The following is a 23,330-nucleotide window of genomic DNA, read 5'->3' as shown; positions in this document are numbered from 1 at the left end:
TCTGTTCCGTGTGAGATCTACACGGGCGCTAGCACTTTCGGCGGTATTTCGGGAGGGGTACCTCCTCGAGTACTAGTACTTTTGCTCTGCGGCGACTGCAGCGCGTTGCCGTCGAAAAGTATTGGTGGGCAGATCGATTGCACTCGTCGGCAGATACGTTGCAGTGTGTAGTGCCGCGTTGCCGAAGCTATTGAGTGCGGTGTGTTGATGGATTTCAGTAGAAATTGTGGCCGGCTCGGGCCCGCGACCTGCAAAAATGGAACAGGTTTCAGAAAGCTTCAAAATGTTTAGCCGAAAGTTCCCCAAATCGGGCTCTTCTGCACTACCTTGATGTCACCCCACAGCCGCGAAAGGGCGCGTACGCCCCGAAGAATATCGGTTACCTGGTTTGCAAAATCTTTCTCTCTGCTGCTCGGACCAGTTCTTTGTGGGCTACTGCAAGCGGTCCGATGTAAACGTCCTATGAGTAATCCAAGACCTACGAAAGGGTGGGAATCAGTATGATCGTCATGTTCCTCCAAGCGACTGCGCAATTGTTCACCGATCTGCTGGCCAACACATGGAGCGGGTCGATGCTGCCGGGCGTAGAGGCCGGCACAGGCTCGTTGGTATCCGCTATCGAACTCAGCTGATCGATAGTTTCAATTTCCGAGGATCTTTCTGACAGTGGGAGTGAATGATGGGTAGTTTGGGATCGGTCGCTGATGTGCTCGAAGGCGAAATGGGAGGGTTGATCAAGTCGGTCATTGCGGGCATCATTTTCGCGCCGATAATGTCGTCGATCGACCTGGGATGGCAGGTTCCCCCTCTGCCGTAATTCGGAATCGTCAAGACCCGCGTGTTTGGATAACGGCCACGCAGATCTGATGGACTCCGCTGTTTTTCTTTTCGAAACCCGAACGAACGAATTCCAAGGAGTGTGGAAGTACAGTGGATACAGCAAGTTTGATCGACGCGGTCGGCAGCATCGACGCGAACTCGGTCCAGTTGCCTTTGGCGGCTCTCAAGGGAATCATCGAGGGAGTTTTCGCAGCTATCTCTTCTTTCATTGAACTGGGTGTCACAGGATCCGCTGCGTCAGCCGGATCGATCCAATCCGGCCTCGGCTCCATAGCCGGCACCTAATCCGAAGAGGAGAAAGAAATGTTGAACGGATCATTGACGTACCTGTCCGATCTCGTCAGTTTCGGGTCGGTTGATCTCGTGGGCACGATCGGGAAATACCTGAACGCGCTTTCGTCCTTCCCAGTGTGATGAAAGGAAATGCACAATGCTTGAAAGATACCTGACTTCGATCGTGCAATGGGTTATCGACACAGCGGGCCTCACCTCCGCCGGAAGCAAGATGCTTCAGAATCCGAAGTAGGAAATTCTTGGTGGAGTCTGAATTGGAATACGCCACCGAGTCCGAATGATCCCCGAGGCTGACGTACGCCTCGGGGATCATTCGGTTTCGAGTTCCGGTCACGATCACCGATGCAGTGAGACGAGGTATTGTCGATGCGATTGCCCAGCAAATTTGAGGTGCAGGTGGCGCGGTTGAGCCCGCGTGATGCCGATTTCATCTACAACGAGGCGGACGGCCATCTGGGGCATTTGATAGGGGTGTATTTCTTCGATACTTCTCAGCGCCCTGAGTCGGAGTTCTCGCGCGAGCAAGCAGTCGAATGGGTGACCGCACGGCTCGGCCACCATCGCATGTTCACCCACAAGGTAGGTCGTATCCCGCTCGGACTCGATCATCCGTACTGGATGCCAGTCAATGACTTCGACATCCGTGACCACGTACACGTCACAGACCTCACGGAGCCTGGTTGGGCGTCACTAGAGAAGCCTTTGAGTGCTTTGATGACTTCACGGATGGACTTGACCCGTCCGCCATGGGAGTTGCACTTCTTCAACGGAATCGAAGGTCTCGACGATCTGGACGGGAGGCTGACCGCCGTAGTGCTCAAGTCCCACCACAGCGCAGCGGATGGGATAGCAATCCGGATGTTGGGGGAATCCATCTTCTCTGGTGAAGAGCGAGCCGCCCGACACGTTCCAGTACCTCGACTATTGAAGGTGCGTGTACTCCTCGAATCGTTGGCGAGCATTCCCAGCCAGATGTTCAGATTCGCCCGGAGCGTTCCAGGGAATCGCGCTGCTCAACGAAGTGCGAACGCGGCCCAATCGGCCGGTGAATGGTTCGAGAGCCTCAACGAACGTCCGGCTACCAGGTTCAACGGCAAAGTCAGCGGATCGGGAACGCTGCAGCAATTAACCCTTCCAGGTGCCGTAATCGGTGGGGTCAAACACGCGGTTCCAGGCGCCACTGTCAACGATGTTCTCCTGGCGATCGTCGGTGGTGCGCTGTCGCGGTATCTGACAGAAAATGGTGAGCCGCCAGGGGGATCCTTGGTGGCAATGGTGCCTCGCTCGATGCGCAAGGTCGAGGAGTGGCAGTCTGCCAATCAACTGGTGACCTTGTCAGTCGATATGCACACGTCCGTTGCGGCGCCGCTGGAACGATTGGCACTCATCGCGCAATCCTCGCGTTCGGAGAAGGTACGCACTTCCCACCCTGCCACGCGCCGTGTGGACGCCGCGATCGAAACGGCGCCGGCATTCCTGCTGAGATTCATTGCTTTTGCGCGAAGTAGGAATTCCCACGATGTCACTCGTCCCCGCTACCAGCACACAATGGTGAGCAATATTCCGCTCTCTGTTGAAGGGCTGACATTGAACGGTGCACCGGGTGCAGCCGTGCTGGCAACCCAGCCCCCGGTTGACGGCGACGGGCTACGGCATTTCATGGTCGCCGCAGCAGGTGGGGGACTGACCCTCAACGTCATCGCGGATACCGCGACCATGCCCGATCTCCACCATTACATCGAACTACTGCGAGCAAGTTTCGATGATTTGGCGGCGGCAGCCGCAATGCAGACGGCGGATTCACCTAACCAAGAGGTCGCCTCCTGATCGATCGGAATCGCAGGCACCTTCTCTGATTGCTGGATCCGGTGATACCCAACGATTCCGAGCAGAACCCCGAGGATCTGCATGTCAGCTCGCTACAATTCGGACATTCGTTCAGCGTCGGAATTGAGGGGCATGTATGATCTTTCGGAACTCGTTGCCAGCCGCGGTATCTCAGATGGGACCGCGAGACGCGGAGTTCGTCTACAACGAGTCCGGCGGACATCTGAGCCACATGGTCTGCGCCTACTTCTTCGACACGACGGGCCATCCGCTCGCAGAGATGACGCACGACGACGCGGTTCGGTGGATCACCGAAAGATTCGGCTACTGGCCACTGTTCACGAGTCGACTCCAGCGAGTTCCGCTGGATCTGGACTATCCCTATTGGGTCCCGGCCGATTTCGACGTCGATGATCACGTGCACGTCCATCGTGCCCCTGTTGCCGGGTGGGCGCCGGTTCGTGAATTGCTCGGGCGCTCGCTCGGGGAGCCGATGGACCTGTCCCGGCCGCCCTGGGAGTTGCACGTCATGACCGGCGTGCACGGGATCCACGAGCTGCCGGGCAATCTGACGCTGATCATGCTCAAGACCCACCACGGGGCCGGTGACGGTCTGGCGATCCGCGATCTGACCAACCTTCTGTTCTCCGGTCCGCCGAAGCCGGAGACGAAGCGTGCCGGTTCGGGGCTTTCGTCGCTGGATTTGATCGGGCGCACGGTCGTCGGTTTGCCCGGCCAGGCGATCCGCTTCGGCCGGGGTCTGTCCGTGACAAAGGTTGCGGCCGAGACGGTTCGGGAGGCGGAAGAGGCCGGAGAGCTACCTACGTACTCGGCCGACCGCCTACCGACCCGATTCAACGGCGTGCTGGGCGGAGACATCACGATCGATTTCCTGACGCTGGACGGCGCAGACATCAAAGCGATCCGAGCGGCCGTTCCGGACGTGACGGTCAACGACATCTTCCTGACCGTCGTCGCCGGTGCTCTCGACGCATACCTGTCGGAGAAGGGCGAGAAATCGGCCAGTGGGTTGGCGGCGATGGTTCCCCGATCAATGCGGAAGATAGCCGAATGGGAATCGGCCAACCAACTGGCGCTGTTGACGGTCGATCTGCACACAGACGTCGAAGATCCGGTCGAGCGGCTGACACGAATCAGAGATTCGGCGCTGAGGGCCAAAGGGCGGAGTTCACACCCAGCCGTCCGTCGTTACGGCACACGCATCGAAACCTCGCCTGCGGCTCTGCTCAGACTCACCGGTCTCTCGCGTCGGCTCAACAAGCTGGACCCTTCGCACAAGGTCATTCAGAACACGACGATCAGCAATGTCCCGGTATCAGTCGACGGCAATGTTTTCGAAGGTGCGCCGGCGGTGGCAGTTCTCGGCGGGCAGGCGCCGGTCGACGGAGACATTCTGCGCCACTTCCTCATTGCCGCGCGTGGAGGTTCTCTGACGCTCAATGTCATCGTCTCGCAAGAGACGATGCCGGATATCGAGCACTACGTCGAATTGTTGCGGGTGGGGTTCACGACGCTTCTGCAGGCAGTTTCTGACCAAAATCGTGAGGTAGGCGAACGATAAAGAGCAACTTGCGTCGGAACTTGTGGTGAATCGACGATTTGTGTTCGGGAAATTTCTGTCGAATTCATCCTAATTAAGGTAATTGTCCGTAGTGGTGTCGAGTCGTTATCTCGCGGATTAATGTGACTGTCGACACGTCGAGTGTCTACCGCCGGACTGGTTCGATAATCGTCACCGACGGTAAAAAGAATCACCTACGCGAGGAGCTGAACATGGGTTCGTTGATGGATATTCTCGGTGGTCCGAATGGGGACGGTGCACCGATGCAGGCTTTGCTGACAATGCTGCTGGGATTGGACAATGTCGGTGCAAACCTCTTCGGTTCACTGGCTGACACCGCCGGTGGAATCTTCGGATCTCTCGACACCCTCAGCTTTACGCCGCCTGTCGTTCCCTGAGTTTTCTGATCGGCGTCATTTGCTCGTCCCAAGTGAACCACTGAACATCTAAAGGAGAACGTCATGCTTGAAGGATCTGTCATGGACGCTGCCGGCTCAGTCGGTGCGATCATCGGTCAGGGGTTGGGCAGCGTCAGTGGCCTGGCCGTCAAGGGTCTCGAGGCCCTCGCTGCGCTCAGCGGTGGAGAGTTGAAGGCCGCCAAGTAGATTGTCGATTTCGGGGCCTGCTCGTGTTGGCGCGTAGGCCCCGAAATACCTTTTTGTCGGCGCGTAATTCTCGCCATGTCAATTGCCGGAATTCTCAACCTAACGGCATGAGCATCCAGGCGGCGAGATATACCAAAGCCGCGGTTCCACCCGTGCAAATAGCGGCGATAACCGCGAGTAGACGGACAAGATTTACGTCGGCGCCGAAGTAATCTGCAATTCCGCCGCACACTCCGGCGAACATTTTCTTGTCGTTGGAACGGGTGAAGGGGCGAGGTGTGTTGCTTTCGAATGTCATGCTTCAATTCTGAAGCGAGATGGCGCCGCGCACCATCGGGGACGACCCCCATCTGCACCCTGATCTTTTGAGGCCGCCGTGTCATACCCCGGTAGTTCATCCCAGCTTCACCGAACAGTTGCTGCGGGAGACTAACTTGTCGGCGGTGACCGATTTAGCAGAACGCCGACCGTTCCTCAGCGCCTTCGCGGATCTCTCGACCGCCGTCGATCTGGCCGACACCGCCGCCTTCACCGTCGACGACAATGACGACGACGATCCGGTGCTGCTGACGTCGCCGGACGGTTTCGAGGTCGACACCTGGCGGGAGGGCTACCCGTACGACGCACGGATGCCTCGGGACGAGTACGAAATGTCCAAGCGTCTGCTGCAGATCGAACTCCTCAAGCTGCAGAACTGGTCGAAAGAAACCGGCGCACGGCACGCCATAGTGTTCGAAGGACGCGACGCCGCCGGCAAGGGCGGAACGATCAAACGATTCATGGAGCACCTCAATCCTCGCGGCGCACGGGTCGTCGCATTGGAGAAGCCGTCGGCTCGCGAGTCGACGCAGTGGTACTTCCAGCGCTATGTGCAGCACCTTCCCGCAGCCGGGGAACTGGTGATGTTCGATCGGTCTTGGTACAACCGGGCCGGGGTCGAGCGGGTCATGGGCTTCTGCACCGACGAGGAGCACGAGCGTTTTCTGCGCCAGGTGCCGTTGTTCGAGCAGATGCTCGTCGACGACGGCATCAGCTTGATCAAGTTCTGGTTCTCGGTTTCACCGCTGGAGCAGCGCACGCGGTTCGCGATCAGACAGGTCGATCCCGTTCGGCAGTGGAAGCTTTCGCCGATGGACATCGCTTCTCTGGACAAGTGGGATGCGTACACAGCGGCGAAGGAAGAGATGATTCGGTTCACCGATACCGACACCGCTCCGTGGACCGTCATCAAGAGCAATGACAAGAAACGCGCGCGGATAAACGCGATGCGTCACGTGCTCAGTCAGTTCGATTACGACAACAAGGATTACGAGATCGTGGGTACTCCGGATCCGCTGATCGTGGGAAGCCTCGAATAGTCGGCGCGTGGGCTCTGCCCATCCGCGGCGTGGGTGGTTAGTGTGAGTTGAATGGAGACCGTACCGATCCAACTCCCCGACGGCACCGTGACCCCGATCCGTCTGTTTCCCGGACCGAACGACGACGCACCCGTGGTGGTGATGTTGCCCGGGCTCGGAGTTCCCGCCGGGTTCTACGATCCGGTGGCGCAGGCCCTGGTCGAAGCCGGCTTCAATGCGGCCATCGGTGAACTGCGTGGCCAAGGTGACAGCAAACCGCGCCCGAGCGCGTCGAGTGTTTTCGGATATCAGGAACTGGTCTCGATCGATTGTCCGGCGACGTTCGAGGTGGTGCGTGAGCGGTTTCCGGCCAGCACACCATTTCTGATGGGGCACAGCATGGGCGGCCAGATCGGGGTCATGTACGCGTCCAGGATTCGGGGCCGGCTCGGCGGACTGATCCTGGTTGCCTCCGGATCGCCGTATCACCGCGGATTCCCCGGAATCCGTGCGCCCGGACTCTATCTGGGCTCGTCCGCGATGTCGGTGACAGCCAACATCGCCGGCTTCTGGCCGGGAGACCGGGTCAACGTCGGCGGCTTCGGTCGACAGTCGAAAGTACTGATCACCGATTGGGCCCGGTTCGCCAGGACCGGTCGCATGGAACCCGTCGGTGCGGATATCGACTACGAGGAGCGGATCGCTCGCCTGACCTTGCCGGTTCTGTCGATCACGATCGAAGGGGACGATCTCGCTCCACGCCGGTCGGCAAAGAACCTGGTGGACAAGCTCTCCGGGGCCCAAGTGACGATGACGCACATCGACGAACCACTCGGTCACAACGGTTGGATACGCAATCCCACCGCTGTGAGCGAGCGCGTCGTCGCGTGGTTGCGCGACCGCTGAAAGATCAGCCGAGTTTCTGCCAGAGGAACTCGTAGGTCAGCGCAGTCTTGAAGGCCAGCTGAGCATTGTCCGCGGCGCCGCCGTGGCCACCCTCGATGTTCTCGAAATACAGCACCGGCTTGCCCAGCTCTTCCAGCCGTGCGGCCATCTTGCGGGCATGCGCGGGGTGGACGCGGTCGTCGCGGGTGGACGTCGCGATCAGGATCGGTGGGTACGACGCGGCGGCGTCGATGTTCTGATACGGCGAGTACTCCGAGATGAATGCCCACTCCTCCGGGACATCGGGGTCACCGTATTCGGCCATCCACGAAGCGCCGGCCAGCAGGAGATGGAATCGCCGCATGTCCAACAGCGGAACCTGGCAGACGATGGCGCCGAAGAGCTCGGGGTACTTGGTCAGCATGATGCCCATCAGCAGGCCGCCGTTGCTTCCGCCCTGAGCTGCCAGAAGATCCGGGGTCGTGATTCCGCGATCGACGAGGTCCCTCGCGACGGCAGCAAAGTCTTCGTGCACCTTGTGGCGACCGGCCTTGAGAACCTGTGTGTGCCAACCGGGTCCGTACTCGCCGCCACCACGAATGTTCGCAACCACGTAGGTGCCGCCCTGCGTCAGCCAGGCACGGCCCAGAGAACCGCTGTACGACGGCGTCAGCGAGATCTCGAATCCGCCGTACCCGTAGAGCAGGGTGGGGCCGGGCTCGTTACGCGGACTGCGCACCACGAAGTACGGAACTTGGGTGCCGTCGGCAGAGGTGGCGAAGAACTGCTCTGTGGTGATGCCCTCGGCATCGAAGAACGAGGGAGCCTGCTTGAGGGCAGTGGGTTCGGTTTCGCCGATCACGCCGTGCAAAAGAGTTGCAGGGGAGGTGTATCCACTCGAGTTGACGAAGTATTCATTGCTGACATCGGGGTCGGTGTCGAGAATTTCGATACTGGTCAGTTCTGGAAGCCCTTCGAAAGGTCGATCCTCCCAGCCGTTTTCGCCCGGTGTCAGGATGCGCAGCGTGGTGCGGACGTCGGTGAGTACCACGAGAATCAGATGATCGCGTGTCCAGGTGTAGTGCTCGAGTGAGGAATGTGCGTCGGGTTCGAAGATCGATGTCAGTGCTCGTGAGCCGGCAAGGAAATCGTCGTAACGGATGGCAAGCAGTGCGCCGGTCGGATATTCGGTGTCCTCGACGGCCCACACGGACTTGGTGCGGATCAACAACCACTCGTGGTGAATCGAGATCCCGGCGTCCTCGGGGACGTCCACGAGCACCAATTCACCGTCGGGGCGAACTTCGAAATGCTGAGAGTTGTAGAAATCGACCGAGCGAGTGACGAAGTCTCGTTCGAACCCGGGCGTCGGATCGTGCGAAGCCGAGATGGCCACGTCCGTGGCCTGGCCCTCGTAGACGGTCTCGGCGCTGGAGAGGGGAGTGCCGCGCTTCCACCGCTGGGCCAGACGGGGATATCCGGAATCGGTGAGCGACCCCGGTCCGATATCCGTTCCGACGTAGACGGTATCGATGTCGATCCAGTCGATGTCGGTCTTGGCCTCGGGAAGGTAGAAGCCGGGATTCTCGCCCTCGGGAGCGAGGAACTCGCGCTTGTCGATGTCGAACTCGCGAACGACCGCCGCGTCTGCCCCACCGCGGGAGAGGCTGATCAATGCACGGTTGCGGTGTGGCCGTAGAAGTTGCGTGCCCTTCCAGACCCAGTTCTCGCCCTCGGCCTCGGCCAGGGCGTCGAGGTCGACCAGGACGTCCCATTCCGGGTCGTCGGTGACGTACTGATCGAACGTCGTGCGTCGCCACAATCCGCGAACGTGGGTGCTGTCGCGCCAGAAGTTGTAGAGGAACTCACCTCGACGGCGGACGTAGGGAATTCGCGCGTCGGTATCGAGGATCTCGCGCACGTCGCTCTGCAGTCGATCGAAGCGCTCGTTGTCGGTGAGCTGCTCCTCGGTCACGGCATTGTGCTGACGGACCCAATCGAGTGCAGACTCACCGGTCACGTCTTCGAGCCAGAGGTAGGGGTCGTCGCCGGTGGTGGGCTGCTGATCGGAAGTCATACGTCCATTCTTACTGCTCGCTCCCGACAGCACTCGACCCCGCTCCCGAAACACTGGAGCGGGGTCGAGTGAGAACGAATCGGGTCAGACGCCCAGGGAGTGAGCGAGCATCGGCCAGGAGTTGTGGAGATCGTCTTGCCAGTAGCCCCACGAGTGGGTGCCGGTCGGCTTGAAGTCGAAGGTGGCCGGGATCTTCAGATCGCTCAGGCGGTAGGCGAGGTTGTGGGTGCAGTAGTTGACCGCTGCCTCGATGACGCCGCCGACGATCGCCTGGTTGGCGAGCGCACCGACCTGACCGTTGATCGCGGGGTTGGCGAGAGTGTCGTGTGGGCCGGGGAGTCCCGAGCCGGTGGAGACGTAGAGCTCGGTGCCGCGGAGCTTCTCGGCGTTGAGGACCGGATCGTTGTCCTTCCATCCCTGCCCGTCGAGCGGGCCCCACATGTTGGTGATGTCAGCTCCACCGCGGGTACCTGTGACAAGTTCGATCGCACTCTGACCGACGGGGGTGCTGGTCTCAGCGCATCCGCTGTACGCGCCGACGCCCTTGTAGAGGCCGGGAGCCGCGATGGCGAGGTTGAGGACCGAGGTCGCGGTCATGGAGATCGCGGAGATCGACTGGACCTTGTTGGTATTGAACTCGGCGTCGATGACGGGCGGGAGTTCCTGGGTCAGGAACGTCTGCCACTTCTGGCGACCGAGAACCGGATCGTCGTTCACCCAGTCGGTGTAGTAGCTGAATGCGCCTTCGAGTGGAGTGACGACGTTGACGTTCTTGTCCTGGAAGAAGTTCATGACGTCGGTCTTGCGTTGCCAGGTCGCCGAGTCTTCGCCGCCGCCTGCACCGTTGAGCAGGTAGAGCGTCGGGCGGGGTTCGCTGCCATCTGCTGGGAGGATGACCTCGAGCGGGATGTTGCGATCCATCGCCGGGGAGAAGACCGAGATGGTGACCTTGCGGTCGCCGGTCTTGGTGTTGCTCACGACGTGCGATCCGGACGTGTCACCGCCCGCAGAAGCTGTCGCCGGACTGATCAGCATCGGCAGCACCGTGGCCACTGCGAGAGCTGCGATCACACTGCCACGCTTGAAAATTCGAGCACGCATACGTTCGGATCCTCCACCTGAATGTCTTCGGATCCGGAACGGATCGAAGTGCCTGTGAGCCCTTACTGGAACAGGTTCACTTTTTGTTATGTGTCAGTAAAGCAGAGCGAGCGCAGAAAGTGACGCGATTCGATTGCCTGACAATTGAATTGGCCCCGGAATTAACCCCCGAATTAACCCCCGAATCGGCCCAGACAAGCACTCGACCCCGCTCCCGGAAGTGCAGGGAGCGGGGTCGAGTCGGAACGATTTCGGTCAGATGCCCATCGAACGAGCGAGCATCGGCCAGGAGTTGTGGAGATCGTCTTCCCAGTAGCCCCACGAGTGGGTGCCGGTCGGCTTGAAGTCGAAGGTGGCCGGGATCTTGAGATCGTTGAGGCGGTAGGCGAGGTTGTGGGTGCAGTAGTTGACTGCTGCCTCGATGACGCCGCCGACGATCACCTGGTTGGCGAGTGTGCCGACCTGTCCGTTGATCGCCTCGTTGTTCAGGGTGTCGTGCGGGCCGGGGAGTCCGGAGCCGGTGGAGATGAAGAGCTCGGTGCCGCGGAGCTTCTCGGCGTTGACGACGGGGTCGTTGTCGATCCAGCCCTGGCCGTCGAGGGGGCCCCACATGTTGGTCACGTCAGCGTCGCCGCGCATGCCCACAACCAGTTCGATGGAGGACTGGCCGACCGGTGTGCTGGTCTCGGCGCATCCGCTGTATGCACCGACGCCTTTGTAGAGGCCCGGAGCTGCGATGGCGAGGTTGAGGACCGAGGTCGCGGTCATCGAGATCGCGGAGATCGACTGGACGCCGTTGGTGTTGAACTCGGCGTCGATGACGGGCGGGAGTTCCTGGGTCAGGAACGTCTGCCACTTCTGACGGCCGAGGGACGGGTCGTCGTTCACCCAGTCGGTGTAGTAGCTGAATGCACCTTCGAGCGGGGTGACGACGTTGACGTTCTTGTCAGCGAAGAACTCGTTGACGTCGGTCTGACGCTGCCACGTCGCCCGGTCTTCGCCGCCGCCTGCACCGTTGAGCAGGTAGAGCGTCGGGCGGGGTTCGCTGCCGTCTGCTGGGAGGATGACCTCGAGCGGAATGTCGCGTCCCATGGAAGGTGAGTACACCTTGATGGTGGCGATGCGCCCGTTGTCCGTGCGGCTCGAGAGCTTGGAACCCGTTGTGTTTGCCTTGGCAACAGTTGCCGTGGTGGTCGACGGATCTCCGCCTGCGGACGACACTGCAGGGCTGATCAGCATCGGCAGCACGGATACTGCGGCTACAGCGGCGACCAGACGGCCACGCTTGAAAGTGCGAGCACGCATACGTTCAGAAACCTCCACCTAAAATTCCTTCGAATCCGCCCAGGAGTGAACGGTCCTTTGTTGCTGTTCCCGTGCGGGAATTCATGCTGGGTACATGCTCTGTCGATAGGTACAGGGCGTGTGAGTCTTGTAAGTTCTACCGCATCGGTGCGTTATCCGCCAGTGAACCAGAGATTTGCTGAACGTACGACCAGTTTCAGGTGAATTTCCCTGATCATCGACGGGATTAGTGAGTGAACCGGACATATCCACTATGGGAACAACATTGTTGCCTACCTCTGCAGTCGAACGCGTCTGTCGAAGATCTTCTCCGATATCAGCGCCCAGCGGGGAGTTACGTTTCGGTGAACGTCGGTTACTCGCCGCAGACTCGCGCGGACTCGACGGCAATCGCCAAGAGTTTCGCGTGGCAGGCGCGGGTCGAGTTCCCGGAGATAACCCCTGTCTTCACCGTCGACGGCGTCGTCGAGATTCAGGAGTCCGGCGGAATCGCCCTGGCCTTCGACCTGGAGGACTCGAATCCGCTGGAGGGAGACCTGGCCAACGTCTCGTACTTCTACGACCTCGGAGTCCGCTCGATGTTGCCGACGTATAACTACATGAACGCTGCCGGCTGCGGCTGCTTGGACCTGGCGGACACGGGGTTGAGTGGATACGGCCGTGACCTGGTTGCCGAGATGAATCGCGTCGGAATGACGGTCGACGGCTCACATTGTTCGGTACAGACGGGGTTGGACATCTCAGCTATCACCCAGCGAGCAATGATCTACAGCCACTCGAACCTCCGAAGGTTGTGGGAGCATCCGCGCAACATCACCGACGATCAGGCCAGAGCGTGTGCGGAGACCGGCGGCGTCATCGGGATCAACGGCGTGGGCATATTCCTCGGCGTCAACGGACCGGATGACGACCAGGCTCGGCTGTCCGCGATGGCCGACCACATCGAAGAGGCTGTGGGACTCGTCGGCATCGATCATGTCGGGATCGGCTCCGACTTCTCCTTCGACGCCGACGACTTCCGCGAAGAGATCGAGCAGAACCCGTCGTCGTTCTCCGAGGCGTACACCGCGTGGGGGCCACTGCAGTGGACTCCTCCGGAGGACGTGCTGACACTTGATCAGGTATTGCGTGAGCGGGGCTTCGACGAGCCGTCGATCGAGGCCGTGTACGGCGGAAATTTCGCCCGAGTTGCCCGAGAAGTGTGGGCTACCGACGGGTAATGCGACCATCTGGGGACAGCGAAACGATGCAGGACTACCCTGGTGAATCGTGACCTCACACTATGACGTCGTTGTCCTCGGAGCCGGCCCCGGTGGGTACGTCGCTGCTATCCGCGCGGCACAACTGGGCCTGAGCACCGCCATCATCGAGCAGAAGTACTGGGGCGGTGTATGCCTGAATGTCGGCTGCATTCCGTCCAAGGCGCTTCTCCGTAACGCCGAACTCGCGCACATCTTCACGAAAGAAGCGAAGACGTTCGGCATGTCCGGAGACGTGTCCTTCGATTTCGGCTCCGCTTTCGATCGCAGCCGCAAGGTCGCGGACGGGCGAGTCAAGGGCATTCACTTCTTGATGAAGAAGAACAAGATCCCGGAGTACGACGGCAAGGGCACGTTCGTCGACGCCAACACCATCAGCGTGGAGCTGAGCAAGGGTGGCACCGAGACGATCACGTTCGACAACGCGATCATCGCGACGGGTTCGTACACCAAGCTGCTGCCCGGCACCTCGCTGAGCGAGAACGTCGTGACCTACGAAGAGCAGATCCTCACCCGTGACCTTCCGGGTTCGATCCTGATCGTCGGTGCCGGCGCGATCGGCATGGAGTTCGGTTACGTCCTCAAGAACTACGGCGTCGACGTCACGATCGTCGAGTTCCTCGATCGGGCACTGCCCAACGAGGACGCCGACGTCTCGAAGGAAATCGCCAAGCAGTACAAGAAGCTCGGCGTCACCATCAAGACCGGTGCCGCTGTGCAGTCCATCAGCGACGACGGCAGCAAGGTCACCGTCTCGATCAAGGACAACAAGTCCGGCGAGATCGAGACCGTGGTCGTCGACAAGGTTCTGCAGTCCGTCGGCTTCGCACCGCGCGTGGAGGGCTTCGGTCTCGAGAACACCGGTGTCGCGTTGACCGATCGCGGCGCCATCGCGATCGACGACTACATGCGCACCAACGTCCCGCACATCTTCGCCATCGGTGACGTCACCGCCAAGCTGCAGCTCGCGCACGTCGCAGAAGCTCAGGCTGTCGTCGCTGCCGAGACCATCGGCGGCGCGGAGACGCAGACACTCGGTGACTACCGGATGATGCCGCGTGCGACGTTCTGCCAGCCGCAGGTCGCCTCGTTCGGTTTGACCGAGGAGCAGGCCAAAGCCGAGGGCTACGACGTCAAGGTCGCGAACTTCCCGTTCGCCGCCAACGGCAAGGCACACGGTCTCGGTGACCCGACCGGTTTCGTCAAGCTGATCGCCGACAAGAAGTACGGCGAACTGCTCGGCGGGCACCTCATCGGACCGGACGTTTCGGAACTGCTGCCCGAGCTGACCTTGGCCCAGAAGTGGGACCTCACGGTCAACGAGTTGGCACGCAACGTCCACACCCACCCCACACTCAGTGAGGCACTGCAGGAAGCGATCCACGGCCTCGCCGGCCACATGATCAACTTCTGACGGCAGGGCCTTCGGCCCCGTGCGCCTTTTCGGTAGTTCGCACTACCGGAAAGGCACACGGGGTTTTCGTCTTTTGTGTCGAGTTGTGTTGCGAAACCGCCATCTGAGGCCTTCGAGTCGGGGTGTAGGCGCGCAACGCATTAGCGTCCCGAGTCGACCATCCGGCTTTCGAAGGACCACTCATGAAAACTCGTTCCGTACTGCTCGCGGCTTGCGTCGCGCTGACGCTCTCCGCCTGTGGAACCTCAGGTGACTCCGGATCGGACACCGAAGCTTCGGGTGCCGCCGAGGCGGGGGCGTTCCCCGTGACCGTCGACCACGCCTACGGTTCGACGACGATCGACGCGGAGCCTATGCGCATCGTGACCATCGGATGGAGTGGCCAGGATGCGGTGATCGCGCTGAACAAGGTTCCGGTCGCCATGGAGAGCTTCTCCGGCGACGGCATCGAGAACAACATCCTGCCCTGGGACGCTTCGCGTCTGAACGGTGCCAAGCCCGTTCTCATGACGACCAATCCCGATATCCCGTTCGAGCAGATCCTCGGGCTCGATCCCGACGTGATCCTCGCCGTCTACTCCGGCATCGACGAGGGCGAGTACAAGCGTCTCAGTGACATCGCGCCGACCGTCGCGTTCCCCGACCAGCCGTGGGATACGGCGTGGGACAAGCAGATGAGCATGATCGGTGCAGCGCTCGGACAGCCGGAGCAGGCTCAGACGCTGATCGACGAAACCGGGGCGTACTTCGAGAAGCAGGCCGCTGATCACCCACAGTTCCAGGGCAAAACCGCAACGTATGCAATGCGCACCGACGAGGGCCTGATCGTCTTCTGCGGCACCGACCCGCGGATCCGTCTTCTCGGCCAGCTCGGGGTGAAGACCTCGCCCGGTGTCGACGCAGTGTGCACTTCCGGCGACAGTTCGGTGTCCGTGGGCATGGAATCCATCGACACACTCGACGCCGACGTCTTCATTCTCGTCGACGCCGACGGCACCAACCTGGACAAGCTGATGTCCTTCGGTCCGTTCGCGAATATGACCTCGGTGTCGAACGGCCGTCTGGTTCGTCTGGTCGGAATGGACTACGCGATGGCTACGTCCGCTCCGACGGTGCTGAGCGTTCCCTACGCATTCGACGAGTTCATCGCTCAGCTTTCGGACAAGTTGAGCTGATTCCGGGCGTCGTACGACGCTTGTGACGCAACGATTTTCGGCACCTGCGATTCGAGTAGTTCGATCAGGGCCGTGATCTTTGCGGCGACGTCGGCGCCGAGTTCGGTCAGGCTGTATTCCACTTTGGGCGGGATGGTTTCGAGTACCTCACGGTGCACGAGGCCATCCCGCTCGAGTGTTTGCAGGGTCTGCGAGAGCATGCGCTCGCTGACTCCGTCGACGCGTCGGCGCAGGGCACTGAACCGGTACGGACCCTCGTTCAGTGCTGCCAGCGCGAGTGCGCCCCAGCGTCCGGTTGCATTCTGCAATGCCGCCCGAGAGTTGCACCCGCGAGCGAAGACGTCAGCCTCGAGCGTCGGGTCCACGACGTCGGCATTCGGATCAGGAGTCTGGGCAGCACATGAAGGTGAGTCGGTGCTGGTCATGAACCCAGGCTACTACTGCACGATCCCATAGCGCTAACTCGACGTGTTGCACTTACGAAAAATAAGTGCATGATGGTTGCAGAACGCATTTACGCTTCAACCTGGATCGGGAGTTCGCATGAGCATTGCAGTCACCGGCGCAACCGGAAACCTCGGACAACTGGTAGTCGAGTCGTTGATCGGGCGGGGAACCGCCGCGTCCGACATCGTCGCAGTCGTCCGCAATCCACAGAAGGCGGAAAGCCTCGCCGCCCGCGGAGTAGTTGTACGTCAAGCGGACTATGCGGCTGCCTCGGCGTTGGAAACCGCATTGGCGGGCGTCGACAAGCTGGTGCTGATCTCGGGAAGTGAAGTGGGGTCACGGCTCGCGCAACACACCAACATCATCGACGCGGCGAAGGCTGCCGGCGTCGGATTCGTTGCCTACACGAGCATCTTGAATGCTCAGGACACGCCGATGAAGCTTGCTGCCGAGCACAAGGCGACCGAGGACGTGCTCACTCGGAGCGGTATTCCGTTCGCGCTGTTGCGCAACGGTTGGTACTGGGAGAACTTCACCAACGACCTGGCCGGTGTGATCGAACGCGGCGCACTGGTCGGTGCGGGAGCGGAAGGCAAGATCGCGGCTGCGGCGCGTGCGGATTACGCCGACGCCGCAGCAGTAGTCGCGACCACCGATGGTCATGAAGGTGCAGTGTACGAGTTGGGCGGTGACGAGAGGCTCACCTACGCCGAATTGGCCGAGAAGATCAGCGAGTTTGCCGGCAAGCCTGTCGCGTACCAGTTCGTGAGCGAGGACGCATACAAGGGGATTCTCGAGAGCGTCGGCCTGCCTGCCCCGGTCGCAGAGATTCTCGCGGATTCCGATGCTGCAATTGCCAAGGGGGCGTTGGACACCGAGTCTGGTGACCTGCAGAAGTTGATCGGCCGCAGCAGCACTCCGGTGGCTGAGGTGTTGAGGAAGGCCTGACCTGCTGTGCGCCTTTATTAACCGCGGGCGGTTAATAAAGGCGCACAGGGGGTTATCCCATGTGGACTGCACCCTCGGCGGGCAGATCACCCTTCTTGGCGCGGACCAGAACCAGCACTACCGGTGCGATGATCGCCAACAGGATTGCCGCCCAACCGAATGCGGCCGAGTATCCGGATACCTCGGCGCCGAAGAAGTAGTCCGTCATCGAGGCGACGAAGTCCTGCACCGGCTCGGGGAGTAGCGCCAATTGGTCCCCGGTCGGGATGGTCGCATTCGACATGTCGACAGGAATGCCTTCCGGCGGGATCGGCGCCGCGTTGTCGGCGGTGAAGGCCGTCTTGGCCGAAGCGTAGATCGTGGTGAACAGTGCGGTTCCGAGTGCGCCGCCGATCTGCAGGGTGGCGTTGACCAGGGCGCTGGCAGCGCCGGCGTCGTGGTCGGGAACGCCGATCAGTGCGAGGTTCTGCATCGGCACCATCAATAGACCGAGTCCGAAGCCGAAGATCGCGAGGCCGGGGAACACGTGCGTCCAGTAGGAGCTGTGTACCTCGATCTGGGTCAGCATGAGCAGTCCTACTGCTGCCACCAGCGGGCCGGCGACCATGAGCGGCTTGGGGCCGATCTTGGTGGACAACTGCGCTGCGATGGTCGACGCCAAGACGATGAAGAATGCCATCGGCAGCGATCCGACGCCGGCCATGACCGGGCTGAATCCGAGCACGATCTGCAGGTAGAACGTCAGGTACAACGTGCCGCCGAGCAGGGCGGCGCCCACCAGCATGGAGCCGATCAGAGCAGCGCCGCGATCACGATGCCACGGAACGCTCAGCGGTAGAAGCGGATTCTTGCTGCGGCTCTCGACGACCACGAAGATCGCGAGGAAGACCAGACCGAGTGCGATGAACAGCAAAGTGTCCGCCTGACCCCAGCCGTGCTCGGCGCGTGTGAATCCGTAGACCAGTGAGCCGAGCCCCAGGGCGATGAGGACAGCGCCGGGAAGGTCGTAGCTCGTGTCGCCGTGCGCTTTGGTTTCCTTGACAATCGGGACGGCTGCAGCGATGGCGATCAGCGCGATCGGGATGTTGACGAGCAGGCACCAACGCCAGTCGACGTACTGCGTCAGCACTCCACCGAGGAGCAGGCCGATGGCAGCGCCACCGCCGGAGATCGCGCCGTAGACGGCAAAAGCCTTGGCGCGCTCCTTCTCTCCGATGAAGGTGGTGGTGAGCATCGACAGCGCAGCGGGCGCGAGCAATGCTGCGAAGACGCCCTGGCCGGCGCGGGCGATGAACAGTTCGATACCGCTCTGCGCGATGCCGCCGATGCCGGAGGCAACCGCGAAGCCCGCCATGCCGACGATGAAGGATCGCTTTCGGCCCCAGTAGTCTGCGATACGTCCGCCGAGGAGCAGCAGCGCACCGAACGCCAAGGCGTACGACGTGACCACCCACGCGCGGTCAAGGTCGCTGATGCCCAGTTCCTCCTGGGCTGCCGGTAGGGCGATGGAGACGATGGTGCCGTCGAGCACCACCATGAGTTGAGCGAACGCGACGATGCAGAGCACCAGCCAGCGACGTTGATGATTCGGATTCTCGGAGACAGCCGGGATCGGTGGCAGAGTGCCGCCGTCGACGTGGGACGTGGTGGTCATTGGAAAAAGGTATTCCAGCCTTCTCAGGTGAGTCAAACGAAATAGTTCGTTCGGTTACCATCATCACTATGGCTCCCACTGACGTGACCGCGACGAAACAGCGAATCCTCGACGCTGCGCAAGAAGAATTCGGTACCTACGGGCTTGCCGGTGCGCGCATCGATCGGATTGCGAAGAACGGAAACGCCAGTAAGGAGCGCCTCTACGCCTATTTCGGTGACAAGGTCGCGTTGTTCCACGCGGTGCTCGACGTCGACTTCGAGCAGGCGATGGAGTCTGTCGAGTTCACCGGTGAAGACATGCCCGCGCATGCCGTCGAACTGTTCGACGCAATGCTCGCCAAACCACAGATTCAACGGATGATGATCTGGGGTCAATTGCAGGGTGAGGCACCACGGATGAAGAAGCTGGCCGAGGAACATTCCAGCTGGGTTCCGCGAATGGCCACGATCCGCAAGGCTCAAGAAGACGGCCTCATCTCGAAGCACTGGGATCCCCAGGACCTGATCACGATGCTGTTCGGCCTCGTGTTCGGTTGGGTAGTGGCCCCCGGTGTGGCCGACAACCAGAACGTCGACGCCGACGAGATCGCGCGCCGCCGTGAAGTGGTGCGCGAGGCCGTCACTCGAATCTGCAAGCCCTGACTGTCAGCGAGAGAGGTACGCGGCCCAACCGCCGTAGCCGGTGATGTCAGCTGCGCCGTTTACGGCGTCATGAGTGCAGCTGAAACCGACTGTCGTTCTGCCGTCGGATAACTCGACGCTCGTGAGCGCCATCGGTGCAGGCAAGGCGGCGAGGAACGTTCCCAGGCCAGCCGGTGAGATCCGGAAGATCTCGCCGACGACCGGTGCCCCGAGGCCGGGTCCACGGCGGACCAGGCCGGGCTTCGGGGGCGTCGTGTCGAGAGCGAAGAGCCGGTAGGCATCCGAGGTCGTGACGGTTTCGACGTACCGCGCGCCGAGGTCGACCAACTGTGTGTTGAGCGGTTGCCCGCGCAGGTGAGCGCCGAATACTGCGAGGTCGATTCCGGTATTGACGAGGGCGGGTGAAGGCACACCACCGAGTCGCGCAGCGAGGTCGATGGCGATCTGGTCGTCGAAAGCGGGTACGACGAACATGACGCCGAACGGGTGATCTTCGGCAGTGCGGTGTCCGGGCGCCGCGACGGCCGCCATGTCGAGCAGGTTGCAGAAGTTGGTGAAAGTTCCCATCCGGCGGTTGATTCCGAACGCATCCTCGGTCACGGCGGCGATCGTCGGATGTTCGGTGGTGGTGGGAAGCAGCAGGGCGTCGAACCCGGCGAGGAGTGCCCGGGCGGCTGCCTTGGCGCGGGTGAGAGCGTCGAGATCGTCGACTAGCTGGTATCCGGTGGGGTGCTTCGCGCCGAGCACGATGTCGGACACCGCGGGATCTGCTCCGGCAGGGCGGGTTTCGAGGAACTCGCCGGCAGCGGCGTACCGCTGCGCCACCACGGCGCCGTCGTAGAGCAATCGGGCCGCGTCGAGCAGCCCGGAAATGTCGACGGTCTCGGTCTCGGCGCCGCCGGCTACCAGAGCTGTCACAGTGTCCTGAAATGCTGCCAGATACGACGGGCTAAGTTGAGTGAGATCCTCGATTCGGGGCACCGCGACGCGGGGATTCGGCGCCGCCGCGAGACGAACGTCGGAAGGCCAGACGCGGCTGCGGGGATCTCGAGGTTCGTGGCCGACCATGATTGCCGCTGCCGCGGTTGCCGATTCGAGGTGGCCGGCGAACACCGTCAGAGCGTCGTAGTCGATGCAGGCGGGCACTACTCCGTGGACGGGAATGACGCCGAGCGAGAGCTTGAGTCCGTAGATCCCGTGGAACGCTGCCGGCACCCGGCCCGAACCGGCAGTGTCGGTGCCGATTCCGATATCCGCAATCCCCAGTGCCACGGCGACGGCGGATCCGGAGCTACTACCGCCCGAGATCAACTTCTCGTCCCAGGCGCAGCGAACGGCTCCGTACGGACTACGCGTTCCGACCAGCCCGGTGGCAAACTGGTCCAGATTGGTCTTCCCCAGAACAACAGCGCCGTGCTCGATCAACCGTGCAACGGCACTGGCAGTTTCATCCGGCGCATACGCGAATTCGGGGCACGCCGCTGTGGTCGGCAGACCGGCGACGTCGACGTTGTCCTTGACGGCGACCAGGCGCCCAGCCAGGGAAAGATGCTCGCCCGCGGCGATTCTGGCCTCCACCGAGGCGGCATCGGCAAGCACATCTTCCTTGCGGCGCAACGTGATCCAGATTTCGGGGCGATCTACTTCCTCGATCCGCTGGAATGCCTGCTCGACCCGGGCTGTCGGGGTGAAAACTTCTGCTGCGATGGTCATGGTGTGTACTGCTCCGATCAGTCCGTGATGGTGGCGAGTGAGAGCGCGGTGATCGCGCGGGTCACCCGGTCGAGGACGACGTCGAGAGACTCGCCGATGTGCTGGTGCAAAAGCGTGCGGGCCTCGGGCAGATTGCCGGCACGTAGTTCTTCGAGGATTCGAATGTGCTCCGCGATCGAGGTGTCGATGCGGCCGTTGACCATGAAGTCGTACATCCGAACGTGCCGGATACGGGAATTCACCGACAGCAGCGACGCGACCAGTTCATTGTTTCCCGACGCCCTCAGTACGGCGACGTGGAATTCCTCGTCCAGTTCGACGAACCCCGGTTCCTGAGCGGGCGGATCGAGAGCCAGGGCACGCCACCGCACTAATTCGTCGTCGAGGATTGTTCGGTCGTGCCGGATCGTCGGATCTGCGATCGCCCGGGTAATTCCTTGTAGTTCCAGAGTGATTCGGAGTTCGTAGAGATCTCGGATCCGCGGGATGCTCGGGCGCACGGCGGAGAACCCGTACTCTTCCCGGCGCAGGAGTCCATCGGCGCACAGCATCGTCAAGGCTTCCCGTACTGGTGTGCGAGAAATGCCGAAACGCGTGGAGAGCTTCGGTTCCGTCAGGCGCTGATCGAACCCGATGGTCCCGTTGACCAGTTCGGTGCGTAGTTCCCGGTAGACCACCTCACGCAGTGGCTCCGGCGCCGTATTCATCCCTGTCGACATACCTGTATACGCTATTGATCAGGTGTTTCGTCCAGATGTCTTCGGGTAAGAGCTGAGTTACGGCCGCCGCGGAACTTCAGGAGAAGTCGCGCTGAACCCGCAAGGTTCCGATCGTGGTGGCCAGGCCGTCGTACTGAGTGACCAGCAAGGTGAATTCGATCAACCGACGATCGTCGAGATGCTGCGAGAGCGTTCCCCACGTGTTGTCGGTGATGTCCTTGGTGGTGACCAACTCGTCGACCGCAGTCAAGATCGCACGGTGACGCGGACTCAACTCGGAAGCGCCAGGGCCCTCGATGATTCGGGCCAGTTCTTCTGCGTCGATTCCGGCTTTGCGGCCGAGCCTGATGTGGTGATCCATCTCGTAACCGCAGTCCCGCAGGTGCGCGACCCGCAGGATGATCAGTTCGGTGTCGTGGCGAGAGATCTTGCCGCCGGGCATGAGTGAGCCGGAGTAGTGCAGCCAACCGCGGAAGAGTCCACCCGTGCGCCCCAAGGTGCTGAACAGATGCGCATCGGGTGCTCCGGCAGCCTTCGACAGGACACGCCAGATTCCCCAGTTGATCGGACCGAGGTCCTTGAATCGGCCGGGCTGGATGCGGGGGTTCATGCGACTCCACGGATGTGAGAGGGACGGAGGTCGATAGCTCGTTGCGCGATGTGGCGAACCGCAGCGCTGCGGCGGGGCGCGTGTACGCGTGACTTCCGGCCGACGATACCGCGCTCGAACGCGTCGACGGCGTCAGTGACGGTCGTGGTGCCGGCGCTGGCGAGGGTTCCGCGAGCGCCGTCGAAAGAGAGTGCGGTGGTATCGGTGTCGATGTCTCCGATATACGCGACGCCCACCTTGGTACCAAGGTGTTTCATTTCCAGGCGCAACGCGTCGCCCAACGCTTCGACACCGGCGCGCGAAGCACCGAACGGTCCGCGGAACGGGTGCTTCGCCGCGCCGTGGGCCGAGGCGACCACCAGGGCGTAACCATCTTCGTGACTGATGTGGGGACCGGCTGCGCGCAGGGTGTAGTACGTGCCCATGAGGTTGACTTCGACTGCGCGACGCATGTCTTCGACGTCTCCGCCGAGGATCGACGAGTTCGCTTCCACGCCGGCATTGGCCACGACTACGTCGATGCCTCCCAGCTGCTCAGCGATGTAGCTGACGCCGCGAGATACCTGCTCGAGATCGGCGACATCGCACAACTGCCACGGCGCGCGGCCGCAGGAAGTGGCGACTTGCTCGAGAAGTTCCGGCTCGAGGCCGAGCAGTCCCACGGACGCGCCACGGTCGTACAGGCGTCTGGCCAGCGAAGAACCGATATTGCGGGCAGCGCCGGTGATCAGGATGCGCCGACCCGTCAGATCGTCGGCACTGCTCTTGCCCGATTCGGCCTTGCCCGCCTCGCTCTTACCCATGTGCTGTATCCCTACGCAGTTACCTTCTGGTCCTCCGACGCTAACACCGCCGGGTAGCTGCGACTGCAAGTACCGCCAACTCCGTCCGAAC

The 23,330-nt window shown here is 61.5% G+C and carries 23 protein-coding genes; 13 read left to right on the top strand and 10 right to left on the bottom strand.

The features are described 5' to 3' along the window. Nucleotides 1-500: 500 nt before the first annotated feature. From CPI83_RS31345 to CPI83_RS31025, 6 genes are all read left to right on the top strand, one after another. On the top strand, nucleotides 501-632 hold the full coding sequence (locus CPI83_RS31345; protein ID WP_255246887.1) for a hypothetical protein: 132 nt from the start codon (nucleotides 501-503) through the stop codon (nucleotides 630-632). A gap of 298 nt (nucleotides 633-930) precedes the next feature. Further along, nucleotides 931-1,125 carry a hypothetical protein gene (locus CPI83_RS21540; protein WP_020723597.1) on the top strand — a complete coding sequence of 65 codons (195 nt, stop codon included), beginning with the start codon at nucleotides 931-933 and terminating at the stop codon, nucleotides 1,123-1,125. Nucleotides 1,126-1,500: 375 nt separating this feature from the next. Next, on the top strand, nucleotides 1,501-2,961 hold the full coding sequence (locus CPI83_RS21535) for a wax ester/triacylglycerol synthase domain-containing protein (RefSeq protein ID WP_097387681.1): 1,461 nt from the start codon (nucleotides 1,501-1,503) through the stop codon (nucleotides 2,959-2,961). A gap of 136 nt (nucleotides 2,962-3,097) precedes the next feature. After that, nucleotides 3,098-4,543, top strand: coding sequence for a wax ester/triacylglycerol synthase domain-containing protein (locus CPI83_RS21530; RefSeq protein WP_097387680.1), 1,446 nt, complete (start codon nucleotides 3,098-3,100; stop codon nucleotides 4,541-4,543). A gap of 212 nt (nucleotides 4,544-4,755) precedes the next feature. Continuing rightward, nucleotides 4,756-4,941, top strand: coding sequence for a hypothetical protein (locus CPI83_RS21525; protein ID WP_223304379.1), 186 nt, complete (start codon nucleotides 4,756-4,758; stop codon nucleotides 4,939-4,941). 63 nt (nucleotides 4,942-5,004) lie between these two features. Continuing rightward, complete coding sequence (locus CPI83_RS31025; RefSeq protein ID WP_003941503.1) at nucleotides 5,005-5,148, top strand: hypothetical protein; 144 nt, start codon at nucleotides 5,005-5,007, stop codon at nucleotides 5,146-5,148. A 94-nt stretch (nucleotides 5,149-5,242) separates the two neighbouring features. Here CPI83_RS31025 and CPI83_RS21520 read toward each other — a convergent pair whose 3' ends face one another. Then, nucleotides 5,243-5,446, bottom strand: coding sequence for a PspC domain-containing protein (locus tag CPI83_RS21520; protein WP_003941534.1), 204 nt, complete (start codon nucleotides 5,444-5,446; stop codon nucleotides 5,243-5,245). A 145-nt stretch (nucleotides 5,447-5,591) separates the two neighbouring features. Between CPI83_RS21520 and ppk2 the strand changes: the two genes are divergently transcribed. Both ppk2 and CPI83_RS21510 read left to right on the top strand, forming a co-directional pair. Beyond that, on the top strand, nucleotides 5,592-6,506 hold the full coding sequence (ppk2, locus tag CPI83_RS21515; protein ID WP_024487730.1) for a polyphosphate kinase 2: 915 nt from the start codon (nucleotides 5,592-5,594) through the stop codon (nucleotides 6,504-6,506). A gap of 51 nt (nucleotides 6,507-6,557) precedes the next feature. Further along, complete coding sequence (locus tag CPI83_RS21510; protein WP_020906717.1) at nucleotides 6,558-7,391, top strand: alpha/beta fold hydrolase; 834 nt, start codon at nucleotides 6,558-6,560, stop codon at nucleotides 7,389-7,391. 4 nt (nucleotides 7,392-7,395) lie between these two features. On the opposite strand, the gene CPI83_RS21505 is transcribed toward CPI83_RS21510, so the two are convergent. The 3 genes from CPI83_RS21505 to CPI83_RS21495 form a co-directional block, all read right to left on the bottom strand. Next, on the bottom strand, nucleotides 7,396-9,447 hold the full coding sequence (locus tag CPI83_RS21505) for a prolyl oligopeptidase family serine peptidase (RefSeq protein WP_029254801.1): 2,052 nt from the start codon (nucleotides 9,445-9,447) through the stop codon (nucleotides 7,396-7,398). A gap of 84 nt (nucleotides 9,448-9,531) precedes the next feature. After that, nucleotides 9,532-10,548 (bottom strand): alpha/beta hydrolase family protein, encoded by a 1,017-nt coding sequence (locus tag CPI83_RS21500; protein WP_046378180.1) that lies wholly within the window; start codon nucleotides 10,546-10,548, stop codon nucleotides 9,532-9,534. Between the two features lie 255 nt (nucleotides 10,549-10,803). After that, nucleotides 10,804-11,853, bottom strand: coding sequence for an alpha/beta hydrolase family protein (locus CPI83_RS21495; RefSeq protein WP_021343370.1), 1,050 nt, complete (start codon nucleotides 11,851-11,853; stop codon nucleotides 10,804-10,806). A 233-nt stretch (nucleotides 11,854-12,086) separates the two neighbouring features. Between CPI83_RS21495 and CPI83_RS21490 the strand changes: the two genes are divergently transcribed. The 3 genes from CPI83_RS21490 (at nucleotide 12,087) to CPI83_RS21480 (ending at nucleotide 15,701) form a co-directional block, all read left to right on the top strand. Then, nucleotides 12,087-13,073 carry a membrane dipeptidase gene (locus CPI83_RS21490; protein ID WP_060939301.1) on the top strand — a complete coding sequence of 329 codons (987 nt, stop codon included), beginning with the start codon at nucleotides 12,087-12,089 and terminating at the stop codon, nucleotides 13,071-13,073. 49 nt (nucleotides 13,074-13,122) lie between these two features. After that, complete coding sequence (gene lpdA / locus CPI83_RS21485; protein WP_003941477.1) at nucleotides 13,123-14,526, top strand: dihydrolipoyl dehydrogenase; 1,404 nt, start codon at nucleotides 13,123-13,125, stop codon at nucleotides 14,524-14,526. A 182-nt stretch (nucleotides 14,527-14,708) separates the two neighbouring features. Further along, nucleotides 14,709-15,701 (top strand): iron-siderophore ABC transporter substrate-binding protein, encoded by a 993-nt coding sequence (locus CPI83_RS21480; protein ID WP_019744462.1) that lies wholly within the window; start codon nucleotides 14,709-14,711, stop codon nucleotides 15,699-15,701. Here the strand turns inward: CPI83_RS21480 and CPI83_RS21475 are convergent. Next, on the bottom strand, nucleotides 15,677-16,126 hold the full coding sequence (locus CPI83_RS21475) for a helix-turn-helix domain-containing protein (protein WP_020906720.1): 450 nt from the start codon (nucleotides 16,124-16,126) through the stop codon (nucleotides 15,677-15,679). The two genes, CPI83_RS21480 and CPI83_RS21475, sit on opposite strands and share 25 nt — an antisense overlap. A gap of 118 nt (nucleotides 16,127-16,244) precedes the next feature. Here CPI83_RS21475 and CPI83_RS21470 point away from each other — a divergent pair, with 118 nt between their 5' ends. After that, on the top strand, nucleotides 16,245-17,096 hold the full coding sequence (locus tag CPI83_RS21470) for an SDR family oxidoreductase (RefSeq protein WP_097387679.1): 852 nt from the start codon (nucleotides 16,245-16,247) through the stop codon (nucleotides 17,094-17,096). Between the two features lie 52 nt (nucleotides 17,097-17,148). Here the strand turns inward: CPI83_RS21470 and CPI83_RS21465 are convergent, their stop codons facing one another. Continuing rightward, nucleotides 17,149-18,750, bottom strand: a complete 1,602-nt coding sequence (locus tag CPI83_RS21465) for an MFS transporter (protein ID WP_097387678.1) — start codon at nucleotides 18,748-18,750, stop codon at nucleotides 17,149-17,151. 68 nt (nucleotides 18,751-18,818) lie between these two features. Here CPI83_RS21465 and CPI83_RS21460 point away from each other — a divergent pair, with 68 nt between their 5' ends. Continuing rightward, nucleotides 18,819-19,394, top strand: coding sequence for a TetR family transcriptional regulator (locus CPI83_RS21460; RefSeq protein WP_019744460.1), 576 nt, complete (start codon nucleotides 18,819-18,821; stop codon nucleotides 19,392-19,394). 3 nt (nucleotides 19,395-19,397) lie between these two features. Here the strand turns inward: CPI83_RS21460 and atzF are convergent, their stop codons facing one another. The 4 genes from atzF to CPI83_RS21440 all read right to left on the bottom strand — a co-directional run bounded on the left by atzF (nucleotide 19,398) and on the right by CPI83_RS21440 (nucleotide 23,239). After that, nucleotides 19,398-21,107: an allophanate hydrolase gene (atzF, locus tag CPI83_RS21455; RefSeq protein WP_097387677.1), complete on the bottom strand. Its 1,710-nt coding sequence runs from the start codon at nucleotides 21,105-21,107 to the stop codon at nucleotides 19,398-19,400. 17 nt (nucleotides 21,108-21,124) lie between these two features. Continuing rightward, complete coding sequence (locus CPI83_RS21450) at nucleotides 21,125-21,826, bottom strand: GntR family transcriptional regulator (protein ID WP_024487732.1); 702 nt, start codon at nucleotides 21,824-21,826, stop codon at nucleotides 21,125-21,127. 76 nt (nucleotides 21,827-21,902) lie between these two features. Then, on the bottom strand, nucleotides 21,903-22,436 hold the full coding sequence (locus tag CPI83_RS21445) for a carboxymuconolactone decarboxylase family protein (RefSeq protein ID WP_097387676.1): 534 nt from the start codon (nucleotides 22,434-22,436) through the stop codon (nucleotides 21,903-21,905). Continuing rightward, complete coding sequence (locus tag CPI83_RS21440) at nucleotides 22,433-23,239, bottom strand: SDR family NAD(P)-dependent oxidoreductase (protein ID WP_097387675.1); 807 nt, start codon at nucleotides 23,237-23,239, stop codon at nucleotides 22,433-22,435. Before CPI83_RS21440 ends, CPI83_RS21445 begins: the two co-directional genes overlap by 4 nt. Nucleotides 23,240-23,330 lie beyond the last annotated feature (91 nt).

The sequence above is a fragment of the Rhodococcus sp. H-CA8f genome, assembly GCF_002501585.1.
Taxonomy (GTDB): domain Bacteria; phylum Actinomycetota; class Actinomycetes; order Mycobacteriales; family Mycobacteriaceae; genus Rhodococcus_F; species Rhodococcus_F erythropolis.
This window is presented reverse-complemented; position numbering and strand designations above follow the sequence as displayed.